The following is a 19,697-nucleotide window of genomic DNA, read 5'->3' as shown; positions in this document are numbered from 1 at the left end:
ATGAATTTACTATTACCTATATTAAGTCACGCCAAAGTGAAACCGAGTCAAGTGGCTATTTCTCACACGCGGGGGATATTGACGTATTCCGAACTCGTGGAACGGGTGCAAAGGGTGGCCGTAGGCTTGCGGATGTCTGGCGGTTTTGTTGCAGGCGATAAGGTCGCGATTCTATCGAGGAATCGAGTGGAATTCGTTGAGGTATTTCTAGGCGCCGTTTGTGCAGGGGGAGTGCCGGTAGTGCTTGATCCCAAATGGAGTACGGACGAAGTGGCTGAGGTAATTCGGCAGTGTACTCCCCAAGTGCTGGTTTGTGATCGGGAACTGAATTCAATCGAGGGGTGGGAGGAAGGTGGCTGTGAGCGCCTTACCTTCTCCGGTGACGATGAGCTTGAGCTGCCAGGAAGCTATGATGCATGGTTGGCTGCTCAAGAGCCGGAATCCACGATGGAGACAGTGAATGAACTGTTGTTCATCGGTTTCACCTCAGGGACAACCGGGATGCCCAAGGGGTATACCCGTACGCATAGCTCATGGCTTCGGAGCTTTCAGGCTACGGGTGAAGCGTTTGGATTGAATTGTATGGAGGATGTGATGGCTCCCGGGCCCTTGGCCCATTCCATCTCGTTGTTTGCTCTGATGCAGTGCCTGGTTAGCGGCGGGACCTTCCATATGCAGACGCAATTTGTCGCAGCGGATGTGCTGAAGCTGTGCGGCGGCATTCCGGGGATGATCTTGTATGTGGTGCCGACCATGATCGATGGGCTGATTCAGATGGCCAAGGATGAACCGTACTCGATTGGAGCATTAATCAGTTCGGGGGGGCTATGGTCTGAACAATCCAAAGAGCGATGCAGGGAGAGCTTTGCCGGAGCCAGACTCTATGAATATTACGGTTCGTCTGAGGCGAGTTATATCAGCTATGCCGATGTGACGAGCGAGGAACAGCAGCCAGGCTGCTTGGGCAAGCCCTTCAAGGGTGTAGAGGTGTCCATTCGCGATGAGGATTTCTGCGAAGTATCACCGGGGGCAGCGGCGTTACTTTATGTTCGGAGTCCGATGATGTTTGCCGGTTACTATGGGCTAAACGAGGAGACGGAGGCTGTATTTCGGGCTGGCTGGCTTCGCACCGGAGATTATGTATGTATGGACGGTAATGGTGCGCTCTATCTGGCGGGACGTTCCCAGAACATGATTAAAACAGGCGGCCTGAAGGTCTTCCCGGAGGAAGTGGAGCAGGTGCTACGGCACATTTCTTCCATTCAGGAGGTCATGGTGTTCGGCAAGTCTGATGATCATTGGGGCGAACAGGTCACGGCTATCATTCAATGGCGTGAGGGCTCGCCGTGGGCCTTGGAGGATATCAGGTCCTATTGCCTTAAGAAGTTAGCCAGTTATAAAATCCCCAAGGAGCTTATTAGCGTGGACAGTTTCTGCTATACAAGCAGCGGCAAGGTAGCTCGCCAGCAGATGATGGAGGCGATAGAAGGAGGAATCATCTTATGACAGAGGCGGTCATCGTTATGGCGAAGCGCACCCCTATTGGACGTATGGGGGGAGTGCTCAGCATGCTTGAGCCGGAAGCGTTACTGGCATCGCTCATCAGACAGCTATGTTCAGATACGGGATTAGCGCATGACTCCGTGGATGATGTAATCATCGGCAATGTGGTTGGCCCGGGCGGAAATATCGCCCGGGTTGCAGCTCTGGAGGCCGGTCTTCCCGTTAGCGTCCCCGGCGTTACGATTGATCGCCAGTGCGGCTCCGGCCTGGAGGCCATTCATATGGCGGCACGGCTGATTCAAAGCGGTGCCGGTGAGATTTATTTGGCCGGAGGAGTGGAGAGCACGAGCCGGGCGCCATGGCGGATGCGCAAGCCGCAGGCGCTGGCGGGCGTGCCCGAGCTGTATACACGGGCACCATTTACCCCTGCTGCTTATGGTGATCCGGAGATGGGAATAGCGGCGGAGAATGTGGCTCATGCCTGCGGCATCACCAGGGAGGCCCAGGATTTGTATGCTCTGCGCAGCCATGAGAAGGCAGTGCTGTCTCAGCGGTCGGGGCGATTCAAGCAAGAGATTGTGCCGATCCAAGCCGGAGGCAGATGGATTCACGAGGACGAATGCCCCAGAGTGGATACCAGTCTGGACAAGCTGCAACAGCTCCGGCCTGTTTTTCTCGAAGAAGGAACGGTCACAGCCGGGAATGCCTGTCCTATTAATGACGGGGCAGCACTTGTGCTCATCATGTCGGCAGAGAAATGCCGCGAACTGAAGCTGCAGCCGGTATTGCGTGTTGTAGATGCGAGGGTGGTGGGAGTAGACCCACACTATTTGGGACTAGGTCCCGTCCCGGCGCTACGCAGTCTACTGCAAAGGCAACAGCTAACCGTGGATGATCTGGATGTTGTGGAGTTCAACGAAGCTTTTGCTGCTCAGGTGCTAGGGTCCTTGCAGGAACTGCGGATTCCGCTGGAGAAAGTGAATCTTGCTGGCGGGGCGCTGGCCTTGGGCCATCCCTATGGGGCATCGGGGGCGATTCTCATGACCCGTCTGTATGCAGAGATGCTATACAAGCCCTACAAGCGTGGGGTAGCCATGCTTGGTGTCGGCGGAGGATTGGGGATGGCAACTCTGGTGGAGGCTGCTCTATGACAAGACTTGTTTTTCCCCATCATCTGACAGCCAAAGCTATTACGGCCTATGGGGATAGCCTGGAAGCTCCTTTGCAGAAGCGGGATGGTCACCTGATTGCCCCGCCAACGATGCCAATCACCTTCTGGCATACTGATGAGGTGCCGTGGCTGGCTCAGGAGAAGGCGCTGATTCATGGTCAGCAGTCCTTTAACTATGAGGCTCCTTTGAAGGCGGGAGATGTACTGGCTTGCGAGTTGACGTTAATGAAACGGGAGACAAAAACAGGCCGCAGCGGTACGTTAACCTTGTATACTCATCGGCTGGAATGCTGGTGTAAGGGTGAGTTAATCGTGACAGCGGACACGGTGTTAATTTCCAGAGAGGGGACAGGAGATGAATAAGGCAGTGAAGATAACGAAGGAAGCCCTGCGGCAATATGCGGTCGCTTCTGGCGATACGTCTGCCATCCATCTTGAGCTTGATGCAGCGGAGCAAGCCGGCTTTGAGCGCCCGATCGCCCACGGCATGTATATTATGGGCTTGGCGCATTCCTTGTATGTAAGCCAGCACCCCACCTTCTGGATTAAAACTTCTCGCATGACTTTCATCCGCCCGTTGCTTGTGGATACGGTGGCTTGTTTTGACTACGCTCCTGTGAATGATGAAATTGAGATTACGGTGACTGAAAAAAATGGCGACCTCGTAGCCCGGGGTTATCTCACAGTGAGGGAGGCTTGAACGGTGAATAGACCTGATCGGAGGATTGCTCTCATTACCGGTGCGACTCGGGGAATTGGCCGCAGTCTGGCCCTCCAGCTTGCCCGAAGTGGCTACCTTGTAGCCGTAAATGGCCTAAGGCCGTCCGCTATTGAGCTAGTTGTAGAAGAGATACATACCCAAGGCGGGGAGGCCTTGGGTTATTGTGCCGATGTAGCAGATGCCGCACAGGTGACTGCGATGATGAAGGCTATTGCCGAAGAAGCGGGGCCGGTTGACGTCCTCATTCATAATGCAGGTCATTTGCAGGACGGCAAATGCAAGCAGATGACGGATGAGGAATGGCTATCGGTGTTGAATGTGCATCTGAGCGGTGCTTTCTACTGTATCCGGGGAGTGCTCCCCTATATGTCCGGGCGCGGTGGCGATATCGTGCTGATGACTTCAACGGCCGGGCTGCAAGGTTCCAAGGGACAAGTGAACTATAGTGCGGCCAAGGCGGGAATGCTGGGGATGGTCTGGACGCTGGCAGAGGAACTGCGCGGGGAGCGTATCCGGGTGAATGGCGTAGCTCCGGCCGCGCTGACTGATATGACGAGACCCGTGATTGAACACTTGCAGGCCAAGCATGCCCTTCGTAATGAGCCCTTTCCTGAATTCTGGAACGTAGGAAGTTCAGAGGAAGTAGCTGATTTCATCGACCTGCTCCTGAAGCAGCCAGACGATCATTTGACCGGTGAAATCTTTGGCGTTAACGGTACTACGGTGACGTTATGGCAGAAGCCGGTCAAACAATGGACGACGAATGATCCAGTGTTGGCTTTCGAGCGCTGGAGAAGTGGGGGTAAGGGATAATGCTTGCACTTAAGCAGGTAGAGTTTTTTTACCGGGCCGGGCAACCGGTTCTGGAACAGGTAAGCTTGACGCTGCGGCCGGGCGAGTTCGTGTCTATAATCGGCGGCAATGGCTCTGGCAAGTCGACGCTTGCTCTCCTGATGGCGGGGTTGCAATTGCCTAGACGGGGACACATCCATAGGGAGAACATGCAGGCAGGTATCGTCTTTCAAAATCCGGATGACCAATTCATCACCACGACGGTGGAAGATGAAATCGTGTTTGGCATGGAGAATATCGGACTATCCCGGGAAGAGATGCACCAGCGCTTGCATGAGGTCTTGCGGGCCGTTCAGATGGAGGAATACAGGCAGGCCCAACCGGACCAGTTGTCCGGTGGCCAGAAGCAGCGGGTAGCCATCGCCGCCGTCCTTGCCATGAGGCCCCAACTGATTATATTCGACGAGGCCACCTCCATGCTGGACCCTCAGGGTCGGCAGCAGATGATGTCCATTCTTGGAGAACTGCACCGGCAAGGGGTGACTCTCGTGCAGATTACTCACCACATGGAAGAAGCGCTGCATGCCCCGCGGGTTCTGGTCCTGCACGAAGGGCACCTTGTCTATGACGGGCTACCTTCGGAGGCGTTCCGGACACTTCCATTAGCCGAATACGGGCTACAGCCGCCCTTTGCCGCACGTATGCAACTTGCGCTAGGTGTTGACGCTCCCCTTACTCCGGACTGGAAGGAGCTGATTCGCGCGAAATGGCATACCTGTTAGACGAAGTAAGCGTGAGCTATGCTGGACGGACCGCTCTTCGGCAAATAAGCTGCACCCTTCAGGAGGGAAAGTGGATCTCCGTGATCGGAGCCAGTGGAGCCGGTAAATCAACCCTGGCCCATCTGCTGAAAGGGCTTATTCCTGCGTTTGATGGAGCCTACACCCTTCATGGACAGCCTTTACCCCGCGATTCCCGAGGTCAGGTGGCAGTCCTGCCAGAGATCGGTCTGGTATTCCAACATCCCGAGCATCAAATTTTTGAGACAACGGTGTACAAGGAGCTTGCTTTTGCCCCTCGTATGCAAGGTTGGTCTTCCCCACAAATTGAGAAGGCCATTCAGAAGGTGCTGCCGCTGGTGGGCTTGGATGAAGAGCTGCTGTCATTGGCTCCTTTTCAGCTAAGTGGGGGCCAGAAACGGCGTGTCGCGTTGGCGTCTGTGCTGCTACCTGACCCGAAGCTACTGATTCTCGATGAGCCAACCGCAGGACTTGACCCATCCAGCCGAGTGGACATATTGCAAATGCTCCGTACCTGGCAGCAGGGGAATCAGCATACGGTAGTATTCATTTCACATCATATGGAGGATGTAGCGGAGTATTCGGACGAGGTGATGCTGCTTCATGAGGGACGGTTGCTTGGGCATGAGCCGACTCGCAATTTGTTTCTTGATCATTCCGATTTATTACAACAGGCCGGGCTGCCACAGCCGGAAGCCATACAACTGTTGCAGCTCATTGAGGAATTGTCAGGACAACAAATAGAACCGGCTAGCTGCCGGGAGCAGGACATTCTGCACAGCATCATTCCGGTATGGCAGGCGAGAGGACTTAAGAAATGAGCAATAGAATGATATTGGGGCAATACATGGACAGAGATTCCCTGCTTCATCAGCTTGATCCCCGGACGAAGCTGCTGGGCATGTTGCTGGTGATGCTTGGCGTCATGTCTTTGCGGATGCTGGGGCAATACGTGGTAATTACCGTGTTTGTGCTACTCGTGGTGTTCATGTCAAAGGTTCCTTGGGGCAGTTACTGGCAAATGCTGCGACCTTTACGGCTTATTTTGTTGTTTACCTTTCTCTATAATATCCTTGCTACACCAGGGACGCATACGATCTGGTCCTGGTCGTGGATCACGTTAACCCAAGAGGGAATTTGGGCTGGAGTATCTGTTACCTGGCGGCTTGTGTTATTGATTATTACAGCATCGATATTAACGTTGACGACCAAGCCCTTGGTGTTGGCGCGAGGGCTAGAGAGTCTGTTATCCCCGTTGTCCAGACTACGAGTGCCTATCAGCCAAATCTCCTTGATGATCGTCATTGCCATTCGCTTCATCCCTACGATTATGGAGGAACTGGAGCGGATTATATTAGCGCAGAAGGCTCGGGGGTATGATCTGGCTGCGGTAAAAATGCCAAGGCGCCTGCTCGCGTATATTCCTATCGTCATTCCACTCTTCATGACAACGATTCAGCGGGCCGAGCAGCTAACGATGGCTATCGAGGCGAGGGCGTTCGGGAATGGACAGGGCAGGAGCACGTTCAGGCCGCTGACTCTACGGGCACAGGATTTCTGGGCAGGCGGGTGCTTGCTCGTACTGCTATTTATGATTTGGAGGATAAAAGGATGAACTGGAGCACACGTTTGACCCAGCTATTGCGTATCAAATATCCCATCATTCAAGGGGGGCTTGCCTATCTGGGGGATGCGGGACTGGCGGCCGCCGTGTCCAATGCAGGTGGTTTGGGACAAATTACCGCCATGAGCCTTCCGGATGCCGCTGCCTTGCGCAGGGAAATCGAGCAGGCTCGGGCGCTAACGGACAAGCCCTTTGGTGTGAACTTGGCGATGGGTATGCATCATGCCGATTTCTATGATCGGCTACAGATTATTATGGAAGAGCAGGTTCCGGTCGTCTCTATAACAGGGGGCAATCCGGCCGAGATCTTGCAAATCCTGAGTGCTACCGATATCGCTACCTTGGTACTGGTATCCTCTCGCAGGCAGGCACAGAAGGCGGAGCAGCTAGGAGCCACGGCAGTCATTGCGGTCGGACATGAGGGTGGAGGACATTTGGGACGTGATGGCGTAGGCACGATGGTATTGGTTCCCCGCGTGGTAGATGCGGTGCAAATTCCCGTCATTGCAGCCGGAGGAATTGGTGACGGACGTGGCTGGATGGCGGCCCAGGCCTTGGGGGCGGAGGGAATCTTGATGGGCACCCGGTTTATTGCAACACAGGAATGTACCGCGGCAGCGGAGTCTTATCAGCATGCCCTGATTGAGAACTCGGAGGCCGACACGGCCATTATCAAGCAATCGATTCAATCTCCTGCCAGGGTACTGCGCAATTCTGTTGCTGAGCATATTCTGGAGCTGGAGCGCAGCAATCCCGGCTACGAGAAGCTCAAACCATGGATTAGCGGGGAGGTCAACAAAAGGTGGATTCATGATGGCGACGAGGAAGCGGGCTTCGGCTGGGCCGGTCAGGTGACAGGTCTGATCCAGGATGTCCCCACCGTATCGGAATTGATCGATCGAATGGTTCAGGAAGCCAGACAAATTAAAAGCGCTTGGGGGAGAGCATAATCCCCCAAGCGCTGATGTAATAGTCAGTATTTGATGATGTTGGCAAAGACGATAAATACGGCACCAATCGCAATCCAGATGCACATGAGAGGCCAGAAGAACTTGACCCACTTCTGATAAGGAATGCCGGAGACGGCCAGACTGCCCATCAGTGCAGAGGAGGTTGGCAGAATCATGTTGGAGATGCCATCTCCCAAATGGAAGGCCAGGACCGTAGTCTGGCGGGTGATGCCAAGCAGGTCGGATAACGGCACCATGATTGGCATAGTGGTCACCGCCATACCGGTTCCTGAGGTGAGTGAAGATATTCATGACATTCTGGAAGGCGAACATGCCCAGGACCTGCACGGAACCCGGCAGTTCTCCGACGATTCCGGCCAAGCTATTGACGATTGTGTCGATGACGCGGCCTTCGTCCAATACGATGATGATGCCCCGGGCAAAGCCGATAATGAGGGCGCCATAGGTGATGGATTTGGCTCCTTTGACGAATTCGCTGGCGATGCGGCTAGGGCCGTATCCGGCACAGAAGCCACAGACGATACCCATGCTCAGGAACAGGGCAGCCAATTCCTCGATCCACCAGCCCTTCTGTGATACACCCCAGATTAGAGACCCAAAGCCCAAGACGACAGTGGCGATCGTTAAATAATGCTTGAGTGTCATCGGTGGCAGGTTGGAGAAATCCAGGTCTGGCGTGCCGGATTCCTGCTCCAGATGATGCACCAGGCTATGCGCGGCATTGCTCTTGACCTTGGAAGCATAGCGGATAATGTACAAGCTAGTCGCCGCGATCAGGCAAATCAGCAGAATGACCCGCAGCCAGGCCCCGGAGAAGAGCGGTACTTCCGCAATGGCCTGAGCCAGTCCAACGTTAAAGGGATTCAGAATCCCTGCGGTGAAGCCGCAGGCTGCTCCCAACGAGATCATGGCAGTTCCGGTCAAGGCATCGAAGCCAAGCGCTCGGGCAATGGCGATGCCGACAGGGACAAACACCATGACTTCTGTAGACATCCCCATAGTGAAGCCGGCTATCGAGAAGAGGGTAATGAAGATCGGAATCACCCATTTTCCCTGATTGGCGAACCTGCGGGCTACCCGGCCCGTGATGGCTTCAATCGTGCCAGTGGAAGAAATAATCTCAAAAGTACCGCCGATAATCAGAATGAAGAAGACTACGTCTGCGGAATCGACCAGTCCGTGGACGACAGCCTGAGGCAGGCTAATCAGTCCGACGGGGCTGGCTTCCACCGCTTGATAGGAGTTCGGAACGACCAGGGTCTTGCCGGTAACTTCATCCTGGATTCTTTCAAATTCCCCTGACGGAACAACGTAAGTCAGAATCGCTGCTACCAGGGTCAGGAGAATTAAAATAACGTAGGTGTGAGGCATCTTAAGCCATTGACGTGATGTGTTAGTCTTCGTGTTCATGTGTGAGATGTGCCTCCGTCTTTCTGTGCCTTCCAAGCCTCGAATTCATGGCGTACTTGCTTAAGAGCTTCCGGGTTGCTGCATAGGTCATAGGTAGTCAGCGCCAACGCTTTAGCCGCGCGGTTCAACTCGATCATGCCCTCCTCGGAGCCTGCCAGAGTGGCAAACTCCGGCGTATGCGTATTGGCGTTGCCCAGCCGGATATAGGGATGGATTGCCGCGGTCACCTGGCTGACATTGCCGATATCCGATGATCCAACCCCGCCCTTTTGTGGTGGATCATTAACCTCGATGCCCATTCTCTGCAAATTGTCGGCAAACAGCTCGGCCAGCTTCTCGTTATTGTTGCGTTCAGCGTAGATCAGTCCTTCGCTGATATCGACGGTGGCACCAGTGCCTTCGGCCGCTGCCCGTACCGCTCGGTAAACCTTGTGCCGGACCTCTTCAAGCTCATTAACATTGGCCGCGCGCAGAATAAATACAGCTTCGGCGAGCTCCGGAACGACGTTTGGCGCATCGCCGCCTTTGGTAATGATGCCATGAATACGAACATCATCCTTCATAAATTGCCGTAATGAGTTAATAGATACATAGGCATTCACCAGGGCATCCAGCGCGCTGATTCCCTTCTCAGGAGCAGAAGAGGCATGGGCTTGCTTGCCGTGGAAGGTGAAGGTAGCATCTACACAAGCAAGGGCGCCCCGCAGCACCATCGTTTTATTCTGAGGATGACACATCATGACCGCATCAATCTGATCAAACACCCCGTCCTCGCACATGATGATTTTACCGCCGCCTTCTTCCTCAGCCGGTGTGCCCAGAACAACTATTTTGCCAGGAAGGTCAGGGCAGGAGGCTTTCAGAGACAATGCAGCGCCTACTGCTGCTGTGCCGATCAGATTATGTCCACAGGCATGCCCGATGCCTGGAAGTGCGTCGTATTCGGCTAACAAGGCGATGGTTGGACCACCGGGTGTACCTTCCCAGGTTGCCCGGAAGGAGGTAGGCAAGCCAGAAATACCTTTCTCTACACTGAACCCGGCGGCAATCAGTGGCTCGGTTAACCAGCCCTGGGCCTGATGTTCATGGAAGCTTACCTCCGGGTGGGCATGGATTCGCTGTGAAATGCTCCGCAGCATTTCATCACGCTCATCGACTGCCTGTATAATATCGTCTTTCTTTGCTTCGGTATTCATCATCGCTTCCCCCATCTTATCCATTATGTTGTGACATGTAGCTAATCGTATATCCGCTCTGCATATTTATGCATTTGTCTGAATCAAATAATAAGGTTCTGGGATAGGGATGTACAATTGATATTTTTTTGCACTTGTCCAAAAAAATATTTATGGGAGAGGGGAACGTAAAAGAAGCCCCGCCCATCGGCGAGGCCAGTCAGGTTAACTGGAGGGATGCTCAGCATTCATAAATTCAATGAAGCGGGCAACGATCGTGAGTTCCAGGGAAGGGGTGCCATACAGCATCCAGGTATTCCGGCGCAGCGCCTCCCCATTCTTGTGGTTCAGTTCAAGCGTATACAGGCCATCCTCGGGACGGACAAACACGCCGGGAACAAATGAATATCCAAGTCCATGCTTGACCATCTCCTTGCAGGTCTCATAGGAGTCAACCTCCATGGCGACAAAGGGAGGGACGTCGTAGTGCTCATGCCACCAGGCCTGAATGGTGTCCCCAAACCGGGAGGGGGATTGCCGCATCGCTTTGGCTGTTGGCTGAGCATAACGAATTAACGGCAGCTCTGGCAGGCTTGGCAAAGAGAGCGGCGTGTCAGCAATCAGACAGATGGGCTCGTCATGGAGCAGATAGCTGGCATCCTTCCAGGCAAAATCCCCGCGCACGATCCCGACATGAATCTCCTGAGCATCAAGCATGCCCAACACCTCGGGACTCAGCGCGCAAGTCACATTGAATTGAACCTCGGGGTATACATCGCGAAATTTCTTCAGTAGGGGAGGGAGCTTATACAGGCCATAATAACTGGCCACTCCCAAACGGAGCGTTCCCTTCATCCGTCCCCCCATGCTAAGCAGCCGATCCTTTAATTGCATCAAATCCTCACGGGATTTTCGGGCATAGGCAGCTAATGCTTCCCCTTCAGGGGTCAGATAGGTTCCCTTGGCATGCTTTACTATCAGCGGTACACCAAATTCCCGTTCCATCTGTTGAATTCGGTAAGTTAAAGCCGGTTGGGTCATGTACAGTTTTTCCGATGCTTTGGTCAAGCTTTGTTCTTCGCCTAAATACTGCAAAATGGCGGCGTCCTTGTCATCCACGCGGCCAGGCTCCTTTCTTCCAATCCATTGTCATTAGCGTAAGTGCCGGGCATACTGCTCGTTGCGCAGCTTCTCACCCAGCTTAAGCATCCGCTCATGTGCGTAGGCATAAATTTGCATGTAGCTCTCGCAGAAGTAATCCGGCCCCGCTTGATTCTCCTCTGCATTCCAGCGCCGATTGCGCGGACAACCTCCGTAGCAAAGACGCTGCCATGGGCAAGAACGGCATTTGTCTGGAAGCGCGGGCTTCATTTGGTGGAACCGGGCAAAGTTAGGGTGAGACAGCATATCGGCGATGGAATTTTCGGCCACATTGCCAACCTTCCACTGCTCATTAATGAAGAAATCGCAAGGGAAGGCATCTCCGTTCTGCTCCAGCACCAGGCTGGTGGGGCAGGAGGCCTGATGTATGCAATGCTCGGCCTGTCCATTTACATAAACACTAAGCATATTATCGAAGAAACGCACCGAGACATCCGGTTGCCCATCCTGATACCAGAGATCAAATATTTCACAGAGAAATTGACCGTATTCCTGGGGAGTAATCTCATATACGCCGGGCTTGTCCACCTGTTGGGAACGGAAATCCATGCAGGGGATGAACTGAACATAACGGAAGTGCTGCTCACGGTAAAAGTCCATCAATTCGCGGGCTTTGCCGACGTTCCCTTTGTGCACAACAGTTAAAATGTTGAAGTCGACTTCATGCCTCCGCAGATGTTCGATGCCAGCCATCACCCGATCGAAGCTGCCCTTGCCAGCAGCATTAACCCGGCGGGCATCATGAATCTCCTGCGGGCCGTCAATACTCACTCCCAGCAGGAACTGGTAGGTCTTGAAGAAGGCCGCCCAGCGGTCATTGATCAAGGTTGCATTCGTCTGCAAGGAATTGCTGATCACCGTATGCGGCGGAGCATGCATGGCCTGACGAGCCACGACCTCCTCGAAGAATTCGTAACCTGCGAGCAGTGGTTCGCCGCCCTGCCAGGCAAAGGTAGCGGCCCCTCGGCTATACTGCATATAATCTTGAATAAATTTATCGAGAAGGGCAGAATCAATACGATTGATGCGCGGACCGGTCTTGCCGCCGCAGGTACTGTAGTAGCAATAATCACATGCCAGATTGCAATCCTCAGATACGGTCTTCCACATGACGCCTAGCGCGGAATGCCCACTTTGCATACAGCCCATCGACACGGCTTATCCCTCCTTGTTGTCTGGAAACCCATCATTCCCCTGTCCATTGCTGTATAACCATCACTGCGGCCCCGGTAGCTACCGCTTCATCAGTGAGCGCCCCTTGCGTGAAGACAGGGTTGTATTCAGGATAATGGTACGTATTCTTCTTGGCAATCTCTAGTACGGTATCGAAAACGACGGGATGTGCAGTGACGAGCGGGCCGCCCAAAATCACATATTCGGGATGCAGCGCATTGATGAGATTGGACAATCCAATCCCGAGATAAGCGGCGGTCTCCGTAAATTGTTCCTTTACCAGCGCATCGCCTTGATTAAGTACATCGACCAGTGTAGTGAAGTTGACTTGTTCGGGAGGCATGCCGGACAGCAGACTTTCCCGACCGATCTTAAGCTGGGTGCGAACCCGGTCCTCCAGGGCGGGCACGGATACGAAGGCCTCAAGCGCCCCATAATTCCCGCTCTCCCTTAGGCGTGGGCCGTTGGCTTGAATAATCATCTGGCCGACGGCACCTTCCGTATCAGCGGCCCCGCGGAGAACTTGTCCACCCGACATGGCGGCAGAGCGGATGCTGACCCCGGCATGGACATAAAGCGCATGCTGGATATGGTTGTCACGCAAGGCCCAATGCTCGCCAATCAAAGCCGTATTGGCCCCGTTGTCCAGCTTGGCCGGAATATGCAATAAGCTTTCCAACATACTGCAAATCGGTATGTTCTTCCACAAGGGGGCCGGGAACCATTCAGGCTCCAGAATAATGCCCGTCTTCTGGTTCAAGGGGCCAACGGCTCCTATGCCAATGCCCAGAACGGCCTCAGTAGAGATACCATGCTGGTCCAGGAATTGCTGCGCTCCTTGCGCGACCAGGCTGACCAGCCGTTCCGGCGTCATCTGCTCATCCATACTCCAGCGGGTGAGGGACAAGGTATTGAGGTGCATATCATACAAACCCAGCGTAGAATAAATGCGGGATATTTCCAGTCCAAATACGTATCGGTAGGTTGGATTTGTTTGAAATAGCAGCGGCTTTCTGCCGCCGGTTGAATCACCGAGGCCTGAAACGAGAATCAGGCCTTGGGAGGTCATTTCTTCCAGTAAACGTGTCATACTGCTGCTGGTTATAGGAAAATCTTGTAGCAAATCGGCCTTGGAGGCAGTCCCGAGGTAGGAGATATGAGCATACACCTGTTTTTTTAGCGGTGGATTGGGATGAACCATCATAAAATACCTTTCTCCATTTCCAAGTTATTTAGTCGGGATATATTTTTAGTATAGCGGCAGTACCACAGAATTTCCAGTTAATATCATCTGAATAATCAAGATAATTTCAAAAAGAATTTTTTGTGGATCCAAATCTCTGGTTTTTAAACTTATTTGTTCTAGATGAATGACCTATAGACACTATATTACCAAAACTTTAATCCAAAATGAAATTATTTTATGTTATACTAAGACTACCACTTTCGCGGTGAGGCATGACAAACAGAAAAGGGTGAGACAAGATGAATCATGCGCTGATCCAGCGAATGCAATTGATCGGGCAAATATTCGCAGTTTTCTTGAAAATCGGACCCTCTACCTTTGGTGGGGGCTACGCGATGATTGCAACTATTGAGAAGGAAATTGTCGACAGAAAGGGTTGGCTGGATAGCGAGGAAATGGGCAACATGGTATCGATCGCCGGATCGGCTCCCGGAGGCGTGGCTGTTAACTCTGCCGCCTTCATCGGCTATCGTCTGGCGGGTGTAGCAGGCGCGGTAGCCGCGGTGACTGCAATTACGCTGCCAACCTTCATTATTGTGTTCCTGCTTAGCTTGCTGAGCGCCTTCTTCAAGGATCATGCCAAGGTCCAAGCGGCCTTGAAGGGAATCCATGCGGCGGTGGTCGCTCTTATTATTCTGGCAGCGGCCAAAATGTGGAGAACGTCCATACTCGACGCTACTACGCTGCTTATTGCCGCAGCGGCAGCCGGGCTACTATTATTCACTGGCATTCATTCGCTATATCTGATTGCGGGAGGACCAATTGTCGGGGTCCTTATTGTGATGATTAAGCGCAAATACGGGATTACCGTGCGAACAGAGCGGGCAACCCTGAAGGAGAAGCATGAGCTTCATTTTCCCGAGTATTATATTTGAGAGGAGCTTTCTTGCCCATGTTATGGGAGTTATTATTGGTCTTTATCAAGGTCGGACTTATTTCCTTTGGTGGTGGCTATGCGGTCATGACGCTGATTCAGCGGGAGGTGGCTGACAAGCAATGGATGAATGCCGCTGACTTCCAGGAGATCGTAGCCTTGGCAGGCATGGCCCCGGGCTCCATTGCCACTAATGCCGCGACGCTAATCGGTTACTCTCAAGCGGGAGTAGGGGGAGCCATTGTGGCGACGATTGGCATTATTTTACCTTCACTTCTCATCGTCATTTTTATTACCGCATTCTTTATGCGTCTCCAAGGCAACGACTGGGTCAAATCTTCCTTCTATGGCTTGCGTCCCATCGTGACCGGTCTGATCATATATGCAGCTATTCATTTCGGGCTCAGCGGAAGAACAGAATCTTTCTTTAGCTGGACGATGGCAGGAACGTTGTTGATTAGCGGCGGCTCGCTGCTGCTGGTAGCCAAATACAAGCTGCACCCTTTTGCAGTCATTGGTTTATCGGCTATTGCCGGAATTGTCTTGTTCTAAAATTGATCAATTTTAAAAATAAACGACGCCCCTTGGCTGCGATTTGCGGCAGGGGCGTCGTTTATTGTAGGCAGTGCTTAGTTTGATCTATGCGTGGTGAATTCTTGGCATGGCCAAGGGTTCCTTGCCAAGCTCGGCCCATACATATTTAAGCAGCAATTCTGTCTTTAACTGTTCATACCCGGGCTCATCCCACAGATTGTGCAGTTCCTTCGGGTCCTCCTGCAAATCGAAAATTTCCCCGTAAGTTTGGTTGTAGTACACCGTAATTTTGTAGCGGGCATCCACATAGGTCTTCTGATGAATTGTGGTGGGCTCATGACGGAATTCACATATGGCGTGGTCCCGTGCCTGATCTTGCTGACCAAGCCACACCTTCTTCTGATCTACGCCGGCGATGGATGACGGAATCGGCAAATCGCAGAAGGACAGGAAGGTCGGCACCAGGTCTACCAGTGACTGGATCGCATCGGAACGTTGGCCGGCAGGGACCTTGCCCGGGTATCTCACGATGAACGGCAGCTTGATCAAGTCCTCATAATGGAAGCCGCCCTTGGCTTGCAGACCGTGCTGCCCGAAGAAATGGCCGTGATCGGTCGTAAAGACCACCAGTGTATTGTCGGCCAGACCAAGTTCATCCAACTTGTCGAGTATTCGGCCGATATACTTGTCCATGAGGCTGATCATGCCGTAGTAGACGGCGACCAGCTTCTTCTTGTCGTATTCGGTCAGGCGATGCTTGGCCCCATACTCGTAGTAGTGATGGGATCGGTAGCCATGAATGCCAAAGCCAGTCTCCATCAGATGGGAGAAATCAGGATCATCCTCCTGGGTCAAGCCGAAATGAGGAGGATTGCGATCATGCTCCCCTGGTACAAGGCCCGGAATCGTCAGCTTCTCGGGATCATACATCGTATCCCAAGGCTCGGGGGCCAGATACTCTGGATGTGGATCGAAGAAGCTGGCCCAGAGGAAGAAGGGGTCACCCTCTTTCTGGTGTTCTTCCAGCCGGGCATTTGTACGTTCGGCAATCCAGGTGTTGTAATGATATTTCTCAGGAATTGGCCACTTGTAGGTTTGCTCCGGGTCCATCGTGCCGGTAGGTGGCAGGAAGTAGTCCCGCCAGTTGTGACAACCCTGTTCCTCCAGCCAAAGAGCATAGTGTTGGCCGACATGGGCTTCATTCGTATGATTGCGAGCCAATTCCACATGATCGAATCCATAGAATGGTCCATGGAAGCCCTTCCAGTATTCCAGATCCTGAAGAATCGGATAGGCTTCCTTGGATTCATAAGCTTCCGTAGATTTTAAGGGTTGAAAATGTGCCTTACCGATCAGTGAGGTTTGATAACCTGCTTCATTGAAAGCATCACCAACGGTGGGTTGGTCTTCTGATAGCTTCGTGCCCAAGGTCCAGGCTCCATGCTGGCTGGGATACAGGCCAGTAATCATGGAAGAGCGGCTTGGCGTACAGGTTGGGTTGGGGCAGTAAGCCCGGCCAAATGTTGTCCCTTGCTGGGCCAGACGATCCAGATTAGGTGTGGAAATTTCCGATTGAAATGCACCGATGGTATCCCAATGCTGTTGGTCGCTTGTAATTAGTAAAATGTTAGGTTTACTAGACAAAAAATATCCCCTCCTATTATGATAATAGTGTAATATCAATGTTTAATAAATGTCCTTCTGTTATCTAAAGGTTGTCATTTTGTTGTATACAACAATAAATTTTCAGGAAAGGAGTGGGTTTGGTGAGCATGCAGGAGTATGACCATGAATTTGCTGAGTTCATCTACTATACGCCTGGACAGTGGGACAAAGAGGCGCGGTTGTGGCCCGTTCGCGGCGGCAACAGTATAGCTAAAGCTCACTACCGGGTGGGACCTAAGCGAATCGAATGCTACAGTCTGCACGTTGTACATGCCGGCAGGTTATGTCTTGAATTTGCCGACAAGTCTATTGAACTGGGGAGCGGTGACTTGTTCTGCTTGTTCCCGGGCAGGACGTACAATTATTACGCCCTATCTTCGGAAGAGCCGCTGCAAATGAGCTGGCTGGCGATGGACGGCAGCCGTGTGAAGTCATTGCTGCGTCTGGCCGGAGTTACGCCCGATAGGCCCTATGGTCAAGGGCTAACAACGGCCCAAGCTGAAGAACTGCTGAAGCAGATGCTTGGTAAGATGGCCGCCGTAGAGAGGGGCAATCCTGCCATTGCTCTGGAATTGCAGTCGCTCATCTGCGGTCTGTTGGCGGAGTTTATTCCGGGCACGCTACCTGTGCCTGTGCAGCCAAACGAACCTTCGGACTGGATACGCGAATGTATGGAATTTATGGACCTCCATGCTACAGAAGGGATATCCGTACAGCAGGTGGCTGCATTTGCGGGGGTACATCGGTCTTATTTCTCCAATATATTTGCCGAACAGGTGGGAGTTTCACCGCAGAAGTATTTACAGCAAATCCGTATGGATAAGGCCAAACAATTATTAAGGGAGACGGATGCCTCAGTAACGGAAATTGCCTTGTCTCTGGGTTATCCGAACTTGTACACGTTCACTCGGGCCTTCAAGGTTTATTATAAGGTACCTCCTTTGGTCATGCGGGCTGAGGGCAGCGCCTGAGAGGGAGCGGAAACTATTATAGAGGGGTAGGCTTATTTCAAGTGCATTTGGTAAGCGCTTACTATTTATTCGACTCTGATTTTGCTACAAAGGAGCATAGCCTATGACGCTGGCCAGGTTACGCGAATGGATTTCACCCAGACTGGGAATCCAGGGGAAAATATTTATTGCTTTTGGCTTGCTAACGCTGCTGGCAATCGTTGCGATCACTAGCATTATCTATGTTAATATGCGTGATACGATCAAGCGCAACGCAATCACCTCGGTGTCGGACAGCATCCGTCAGGCCGATGAATCTCTGAACGTGATGTTGACTGAAATCGATCGATTAAACACGGTAGTAGTGACGAACAAAAATACCGTGATCGATACGGTACTGAGTCCAAGCGAGGAGATCAGCTATGAATGGTTCCAGGAGCAGAAGCGAATTACTGAATATCTGTCCGGCCTGATTGATTATAAGCCTTACATTACACGGATAGCGGTAATTGGTCTGAACGGTAAGGTGTTCTTCTCCGGCGGACCATGGATCGATCGTAACTTTCTGGAGACGAAGACGATGGATTTCATGCTCCAGCATGGGGAGCGACATGCCTACTTTAAGTATGAAGGCGGCATTGAAGCTATTTCTGTAGGCCGTGTGCTTCGTTATGATCGTGAGACCATCGGTGTGGTTATGGTTGATTTGAAATATGAGTTTATTCGCAACACATATGGCGTGAAGCCAACGGATGATAGTGTTCTGTACGTGCTGGACGGACAGAAGGAGTTGGTCTACCAGTCGGATTCCGCACCGAGCTCCATCTCGGGCGCCATGTCGAAGGTCATCTATGATACGGCGGCAGTAACGAACACGGTGGAACCCGTCGAGCAGATCATTGACGGGCAACCTTATATTGTCGTTAGCCGAAAGTCGGAATATACGGGCTGGACAACCAGGGCCCTGATTCCTCTGGGTTCCCTGCTGAGTGAATCTATCAGAATTCGCAATTTGATGGTTGAGGTGTCGGTGGTGGTCTTTATCATCGTCTTGATCGGGTCGCTGCAGATGTCCTTTCGCACCACACTTCATATCCGCCGCTTGAAGACGATGATGATGCGGGTGAAGGATGGAAATTTGGACTTTCCGAGGACGGAGATTGAGACCAGGGATGAAATCGGTGACCTGTACCGGGTATTTATTACGATGATTGACGAGTTGAAGCGGCTAATGGAAGACATACGTACCAGTGAACAGGATAAGCGGGAAGCAGAGCTGACGGCCTTGCAGGCGCAAATCCGGCCTCATTTTCTCTATAACTCGCTGAATACGATCAAATATTTAGCGAAGCTAAATGGCGTGCCTAATATTGAAGAGGTGTCCGGGGCTTTGGTTGAGCTAATGCGCGGTGTGCTGGGGAATTCCCGAGAGTTGCTGACGGTGCGGGAGGAACTGGATTATGTAAGCAGCTATGTAGCCATCGCCAAATACAGATTCATGGAGCCGGTTCCCGTTCATTTTCAGATCGAGGACGAGGCTTTGCTGGATTGCCAGATCGTGAAGTTATCCTTGCAGCCAATTGTTGAGAACGCATTGGTGCACGGCTTGGAGCCCTCGGCCCACGGAGGTTATGTGGTGGTACGGGTGTATGAGGAGGATGGGGATTTAAAGATAGAGGTCATGGACAACGGCAAGGGGATGGACAAAGAACATATCGATGCTTTGACGAGGGGGACGGGACCAGCCCATGGAACAGCCTCCCGATTTACGGGCATGGGAGTGCGCAATACTCATGAGCGGATACGTCGGAGGTTTGGCGAGCCGTATGGAATCAAGCTGTATAGTGAGCCAGGGTGGTATACGAAGGTAGAGATCAGGTTCCCCCGGCTGGAGGAGAAGGACACACATCGTTGAAAGAGGGGATGA

General features: G+C 52.6%; 19 protein-coding genes and 1 pseudogene. 13 read left to right on the top strand and 7 right to left on the bottom strand.

The window, feature by feature from the left end; genetic code table 11:
- Genes BN3279_RS22010 through BN3279_RS21970 form a run of 9 tightly spaced genes read left to right on the top strand, consistent with a single transcriptional unit; the run spans window position 1 to window position 7,561 of the window.
- The gene (locus BN3279_RS22010; RefSeq protein WP_059054002.1) at window positions 1-1,506 is read left to right on the top strand and encodes a class I adenylate-forming enzyme family protein; all 1,506 of its coding nucleotides are present in this window, start codon (window positions 1-3) and stop codon (window positions 1,504-1,506) included.
- Window positions 1,503-2,654, top strand: a complete 1,152-nt coding sequence (locus tag BN3279_RS22005) for a thiolase family protein (protein ID WP_059054000.1) — start codon at window positions 1,503-1,505, stop codon at window positions 2,652-2,654. Before BN3279_RS22010 ends, BN3279_RS22005 begins: the two co-directional genes overlap by 4 nt.
- Window positions 2,651-3,037 carry an FAS1-like dehydratase domain-containing protein gene (locus tag BN3279_RS22000; protein ID WP_059053998.1) on the top strand — a complete coding sequence of 129 codons (387 nt, stop codon included), beginning with the start codon at window positions 2,651-2,653 and terminating at the stop codon, window positions 3,035-3,037. The genes BN3279_RS22005 and BN3279_RS22000 overlap by 4 nt, the downstream gene beginning before the upstream one ends.
- Entirely contained in the window at window positions 3,030-3,374 is a 345-nt protein-coding gene (locus BN3279_RS21995; RefSeq protein ID WP_059053997.1) for a MaoC family dehydratase, read from the top strand. Before BN3279_RS22000 ends, BN3279_RS21995 begins: the two co-directional genes overlap by 8 nt.
- A gap of 3 nt (window positions 3,375-3,377) precedes the next feature.
- Window positions 3,378-4,208, top strand: coding sequence for an SDR family NAD(P)-dependent oxidoreductase (locus BN3279_RS21990; RefSeq protein WP_059053995.1), 831 nt, complete (start codon window positions 3,378-3,380; stop codon window positions 4,206-4,208).
- Window positions 4,208-4,969: an ATP-binding cassette domain-containing protein gene (locus tag BN3279_RS21985; RefSeq protein ID WP_059053993.1), complete on the top strand. Its 762-nt coding sequence runs from the start codon at window positions 4,208-4,210 to the stop codon at window positions 4,967-4,969. The genes BN3279_RS21990 and BN3279_RS21985 overlap by 1 nt, the downstream gene beginning before the upstream one ends.
- Window positions 4,954-5,808, top strand: coding sequence for an ATP-binding cassette domain-containing protein (locus BN3279_RS21980; RefSeq protein WP_059053991.1), 855 nt, complete (start codon window positions 4,954-4,956; stop codon window positions 5,806-5,808). Before BN3279_RS21985 ends, BN3279_RS21980 begins: the two co-directional genes overlap by 16 nt.
- 26 nt (window positions 5,809-5,834) lie before the next feature.
- The gene (locus BN3279_RS21975) at window positions 5,835-6,602 is read left to right on the top strand and encodes an energy-coupling factor transporter transmembrane component T family protein (RefSeq protein WP_232436908.1); all 768 of its coding nucleotides are present in this window, start codon (window positions 5,835-5,837) and stop codon (window positions 6,600-6,602) included.
- On the top strand, window positions 6,599-7,561 hold the full coding sequence (locus BN3279_RS21970; protein WP_059053987.1) for an NAD(P)H-dependent flavin oxidoreductase: 963 nt from the start codon (window positions 6,599-6,601) through the stop codon (window positions 7,559-7,561). The genes BN3279_RS21975 and BN3279_RS21970 overlap by 4 nt, the downstream gene beginning before the upstream one ends.
- Window positions 7,562-7,584: 23 nt before the next feature.
- On the opposite strand, the gene BN3279_RS24395 is transcribed toward BN3279_RS21970, so the two are convergent.
- From BN3279_RS24395 to BN3279_RS21945, 6 genes and pseudogenes are all read right to left on the bottom strand, one after another.
- Window positions 7,585-7,827: a hypothetical protein gene (locus tag BN3279_RS24395; protein WP_262362545.1), complete on the bottom strand. Its 243-nt coding sequence runs from the start codon at window positions 7,825-7,827 to the stop codon at window positions 7,585-7,587.
- Between the two features lie 91 nt (window positions 7,828-7,918).
- Window positions 7,919-8,953: pseudogene (locus tag BN3279_RS21965) on the bottom strand (YfcC family protein); the annotation flags it as partial.
- 35 nt (window positions 8,954-8,988) lie between these two features.
- Complete coding sequence (locus tag BN3279_RS21960) at window positions 8,989-10,188, bottom strand: M20 family metallopeptidase (protein WP_232436907.1); 1,200 nt, start codon at window positions 10,186-10,188, stop codon at window positions 8,989-8,991.
- A gap of 204 nt (window positions 10,189-10,392) precedes the next feature.
- Window positions 10,393-11,286 (bottom strand): LysR family transcriptional regulator, encoded by an 894-nt coding sequence (locus BN3279_RS23615; RefSeq protein ID WP_059054647.1) that lies wholly within the window; start codon window positions 11,284-11,286, stop codon window positions 10,393-10,395.
- A gap of 33 nt (window positions 11,287-11,319) precedes the next feature.
- Entirely contained in the window at window positions 11,320-12,477 is a 1,158-nt protein-coding gene (locus tag BN3279_RS23610) for an anaerobic sulfatase maturase (RefSeq protein ID WP_089153497.1), read from the bottom strand.
- A gap of 37 nt (window positions 12,478-12,514) precedes the next feature.
- Window positions 12,515-13,705, bottom strand: coding sequence for an ROK family protein (locus BN3279_RS21945; protein ID WP_059053983.1), 1,191 nt, complete (start codon window positions 13,703-13,705; stop codon window positions 12,515-12,517).
- Between the two features lie 281 nt (window positions 13,706-13,986).
- On the opposite strand from BN3279_RS21945, the gene BN3279_RS21940 reads away from it, so the two are divergent.
- Both BN3279_RS21940 and BN3279_RS21935 read left to right on the top strand, forming a co-directional pair.
- Entirely contained in the window at window positions 13,987-14,622 is a 636-nt protein-coding gene (locus BN3279_RS21940; RefSeq protein ID WP_059053980.1) for a chromate transporter, read from the top strand.
- A 17-nt stretch (window positions 14,623-14,639) separates the two neighbouring features.
- Window positions 14,640-15,173 (top strand): chromate transporter, encoded by a 534-nt coding sequence (locus tag BN3279_RS21935; RefSeq protein ID WP_059053978.1) that lies wholly within the window; start codon window positions 14,640-14,642, stop codon window positions 15,171-15,173.
- A gap of 87 nt (window positions 15,174-15,260) precedes the next feature.
- On the opposite strand, the gene BN3279_RS21930 is transcribed toward BN3279_RS21935, so the two are convergent.
- Window positions 15,261-16,799 (bottom strand): sulfatase family protein, encoded by a 1,539-nt coding sequence (locus tag BN3279_RS21930; RefSeq protein ID WP_059053976.1) that lies wholly within the window; start codon window positions 16,797-16,799, stop codon window positions 15,261-15,263.
- A 128-nt stretch (window positions 16,800-16,927) separates the two neighbouring features.
- Between BN3279_RS21930 and BN3279_RS21925 the strand changes: the two genes are divergently transcribed.
- Both BN3279_RS21925 and BN3279_RS21920 read left to right on the top strand, forming a co-directional pair.
- Window positions 16,928-17,791 carry an AraC family transcriptional regulator gene (locus BN3279_RS21925; RefSeq protein ID WP_059054645.1) on the top strand — a complete coding sequence of 288 codons (864 nt, stop codon included), beginning with the start codon at window positions 16,928-16,930 and terminating at the stop codon, window positions 17,789-17,791.
- Window positions 17,792-17,894: 103 nt separating this feature from the next.
- A complete protein-coding gene (locus tag BN3279_RS21920; protein ID WP_059053974.1) occupies window positions 17,895-19,685 on the top strand; it encodes a sensor histidine kinase in 1,791 nt (596 codons plus the stop codon).
- The last annotated feature ends 12 nt before the right edge of the window (window positions 19,686-19,697 follow it).

Origin of the sequence: Paenibacillus senegalimassiliensis (assembly GCF_001486585.1) — a bacterium.
Lineage (GTDB): Bacteria > Bacillota > Bacilli > Paenibacillales > Paenibacillaceae > Fontibacillus > Fontibacillus senegalimassiliensis.
This window is presented reverse-complemented; position numbering and strand designations above follow the sequence as displayed.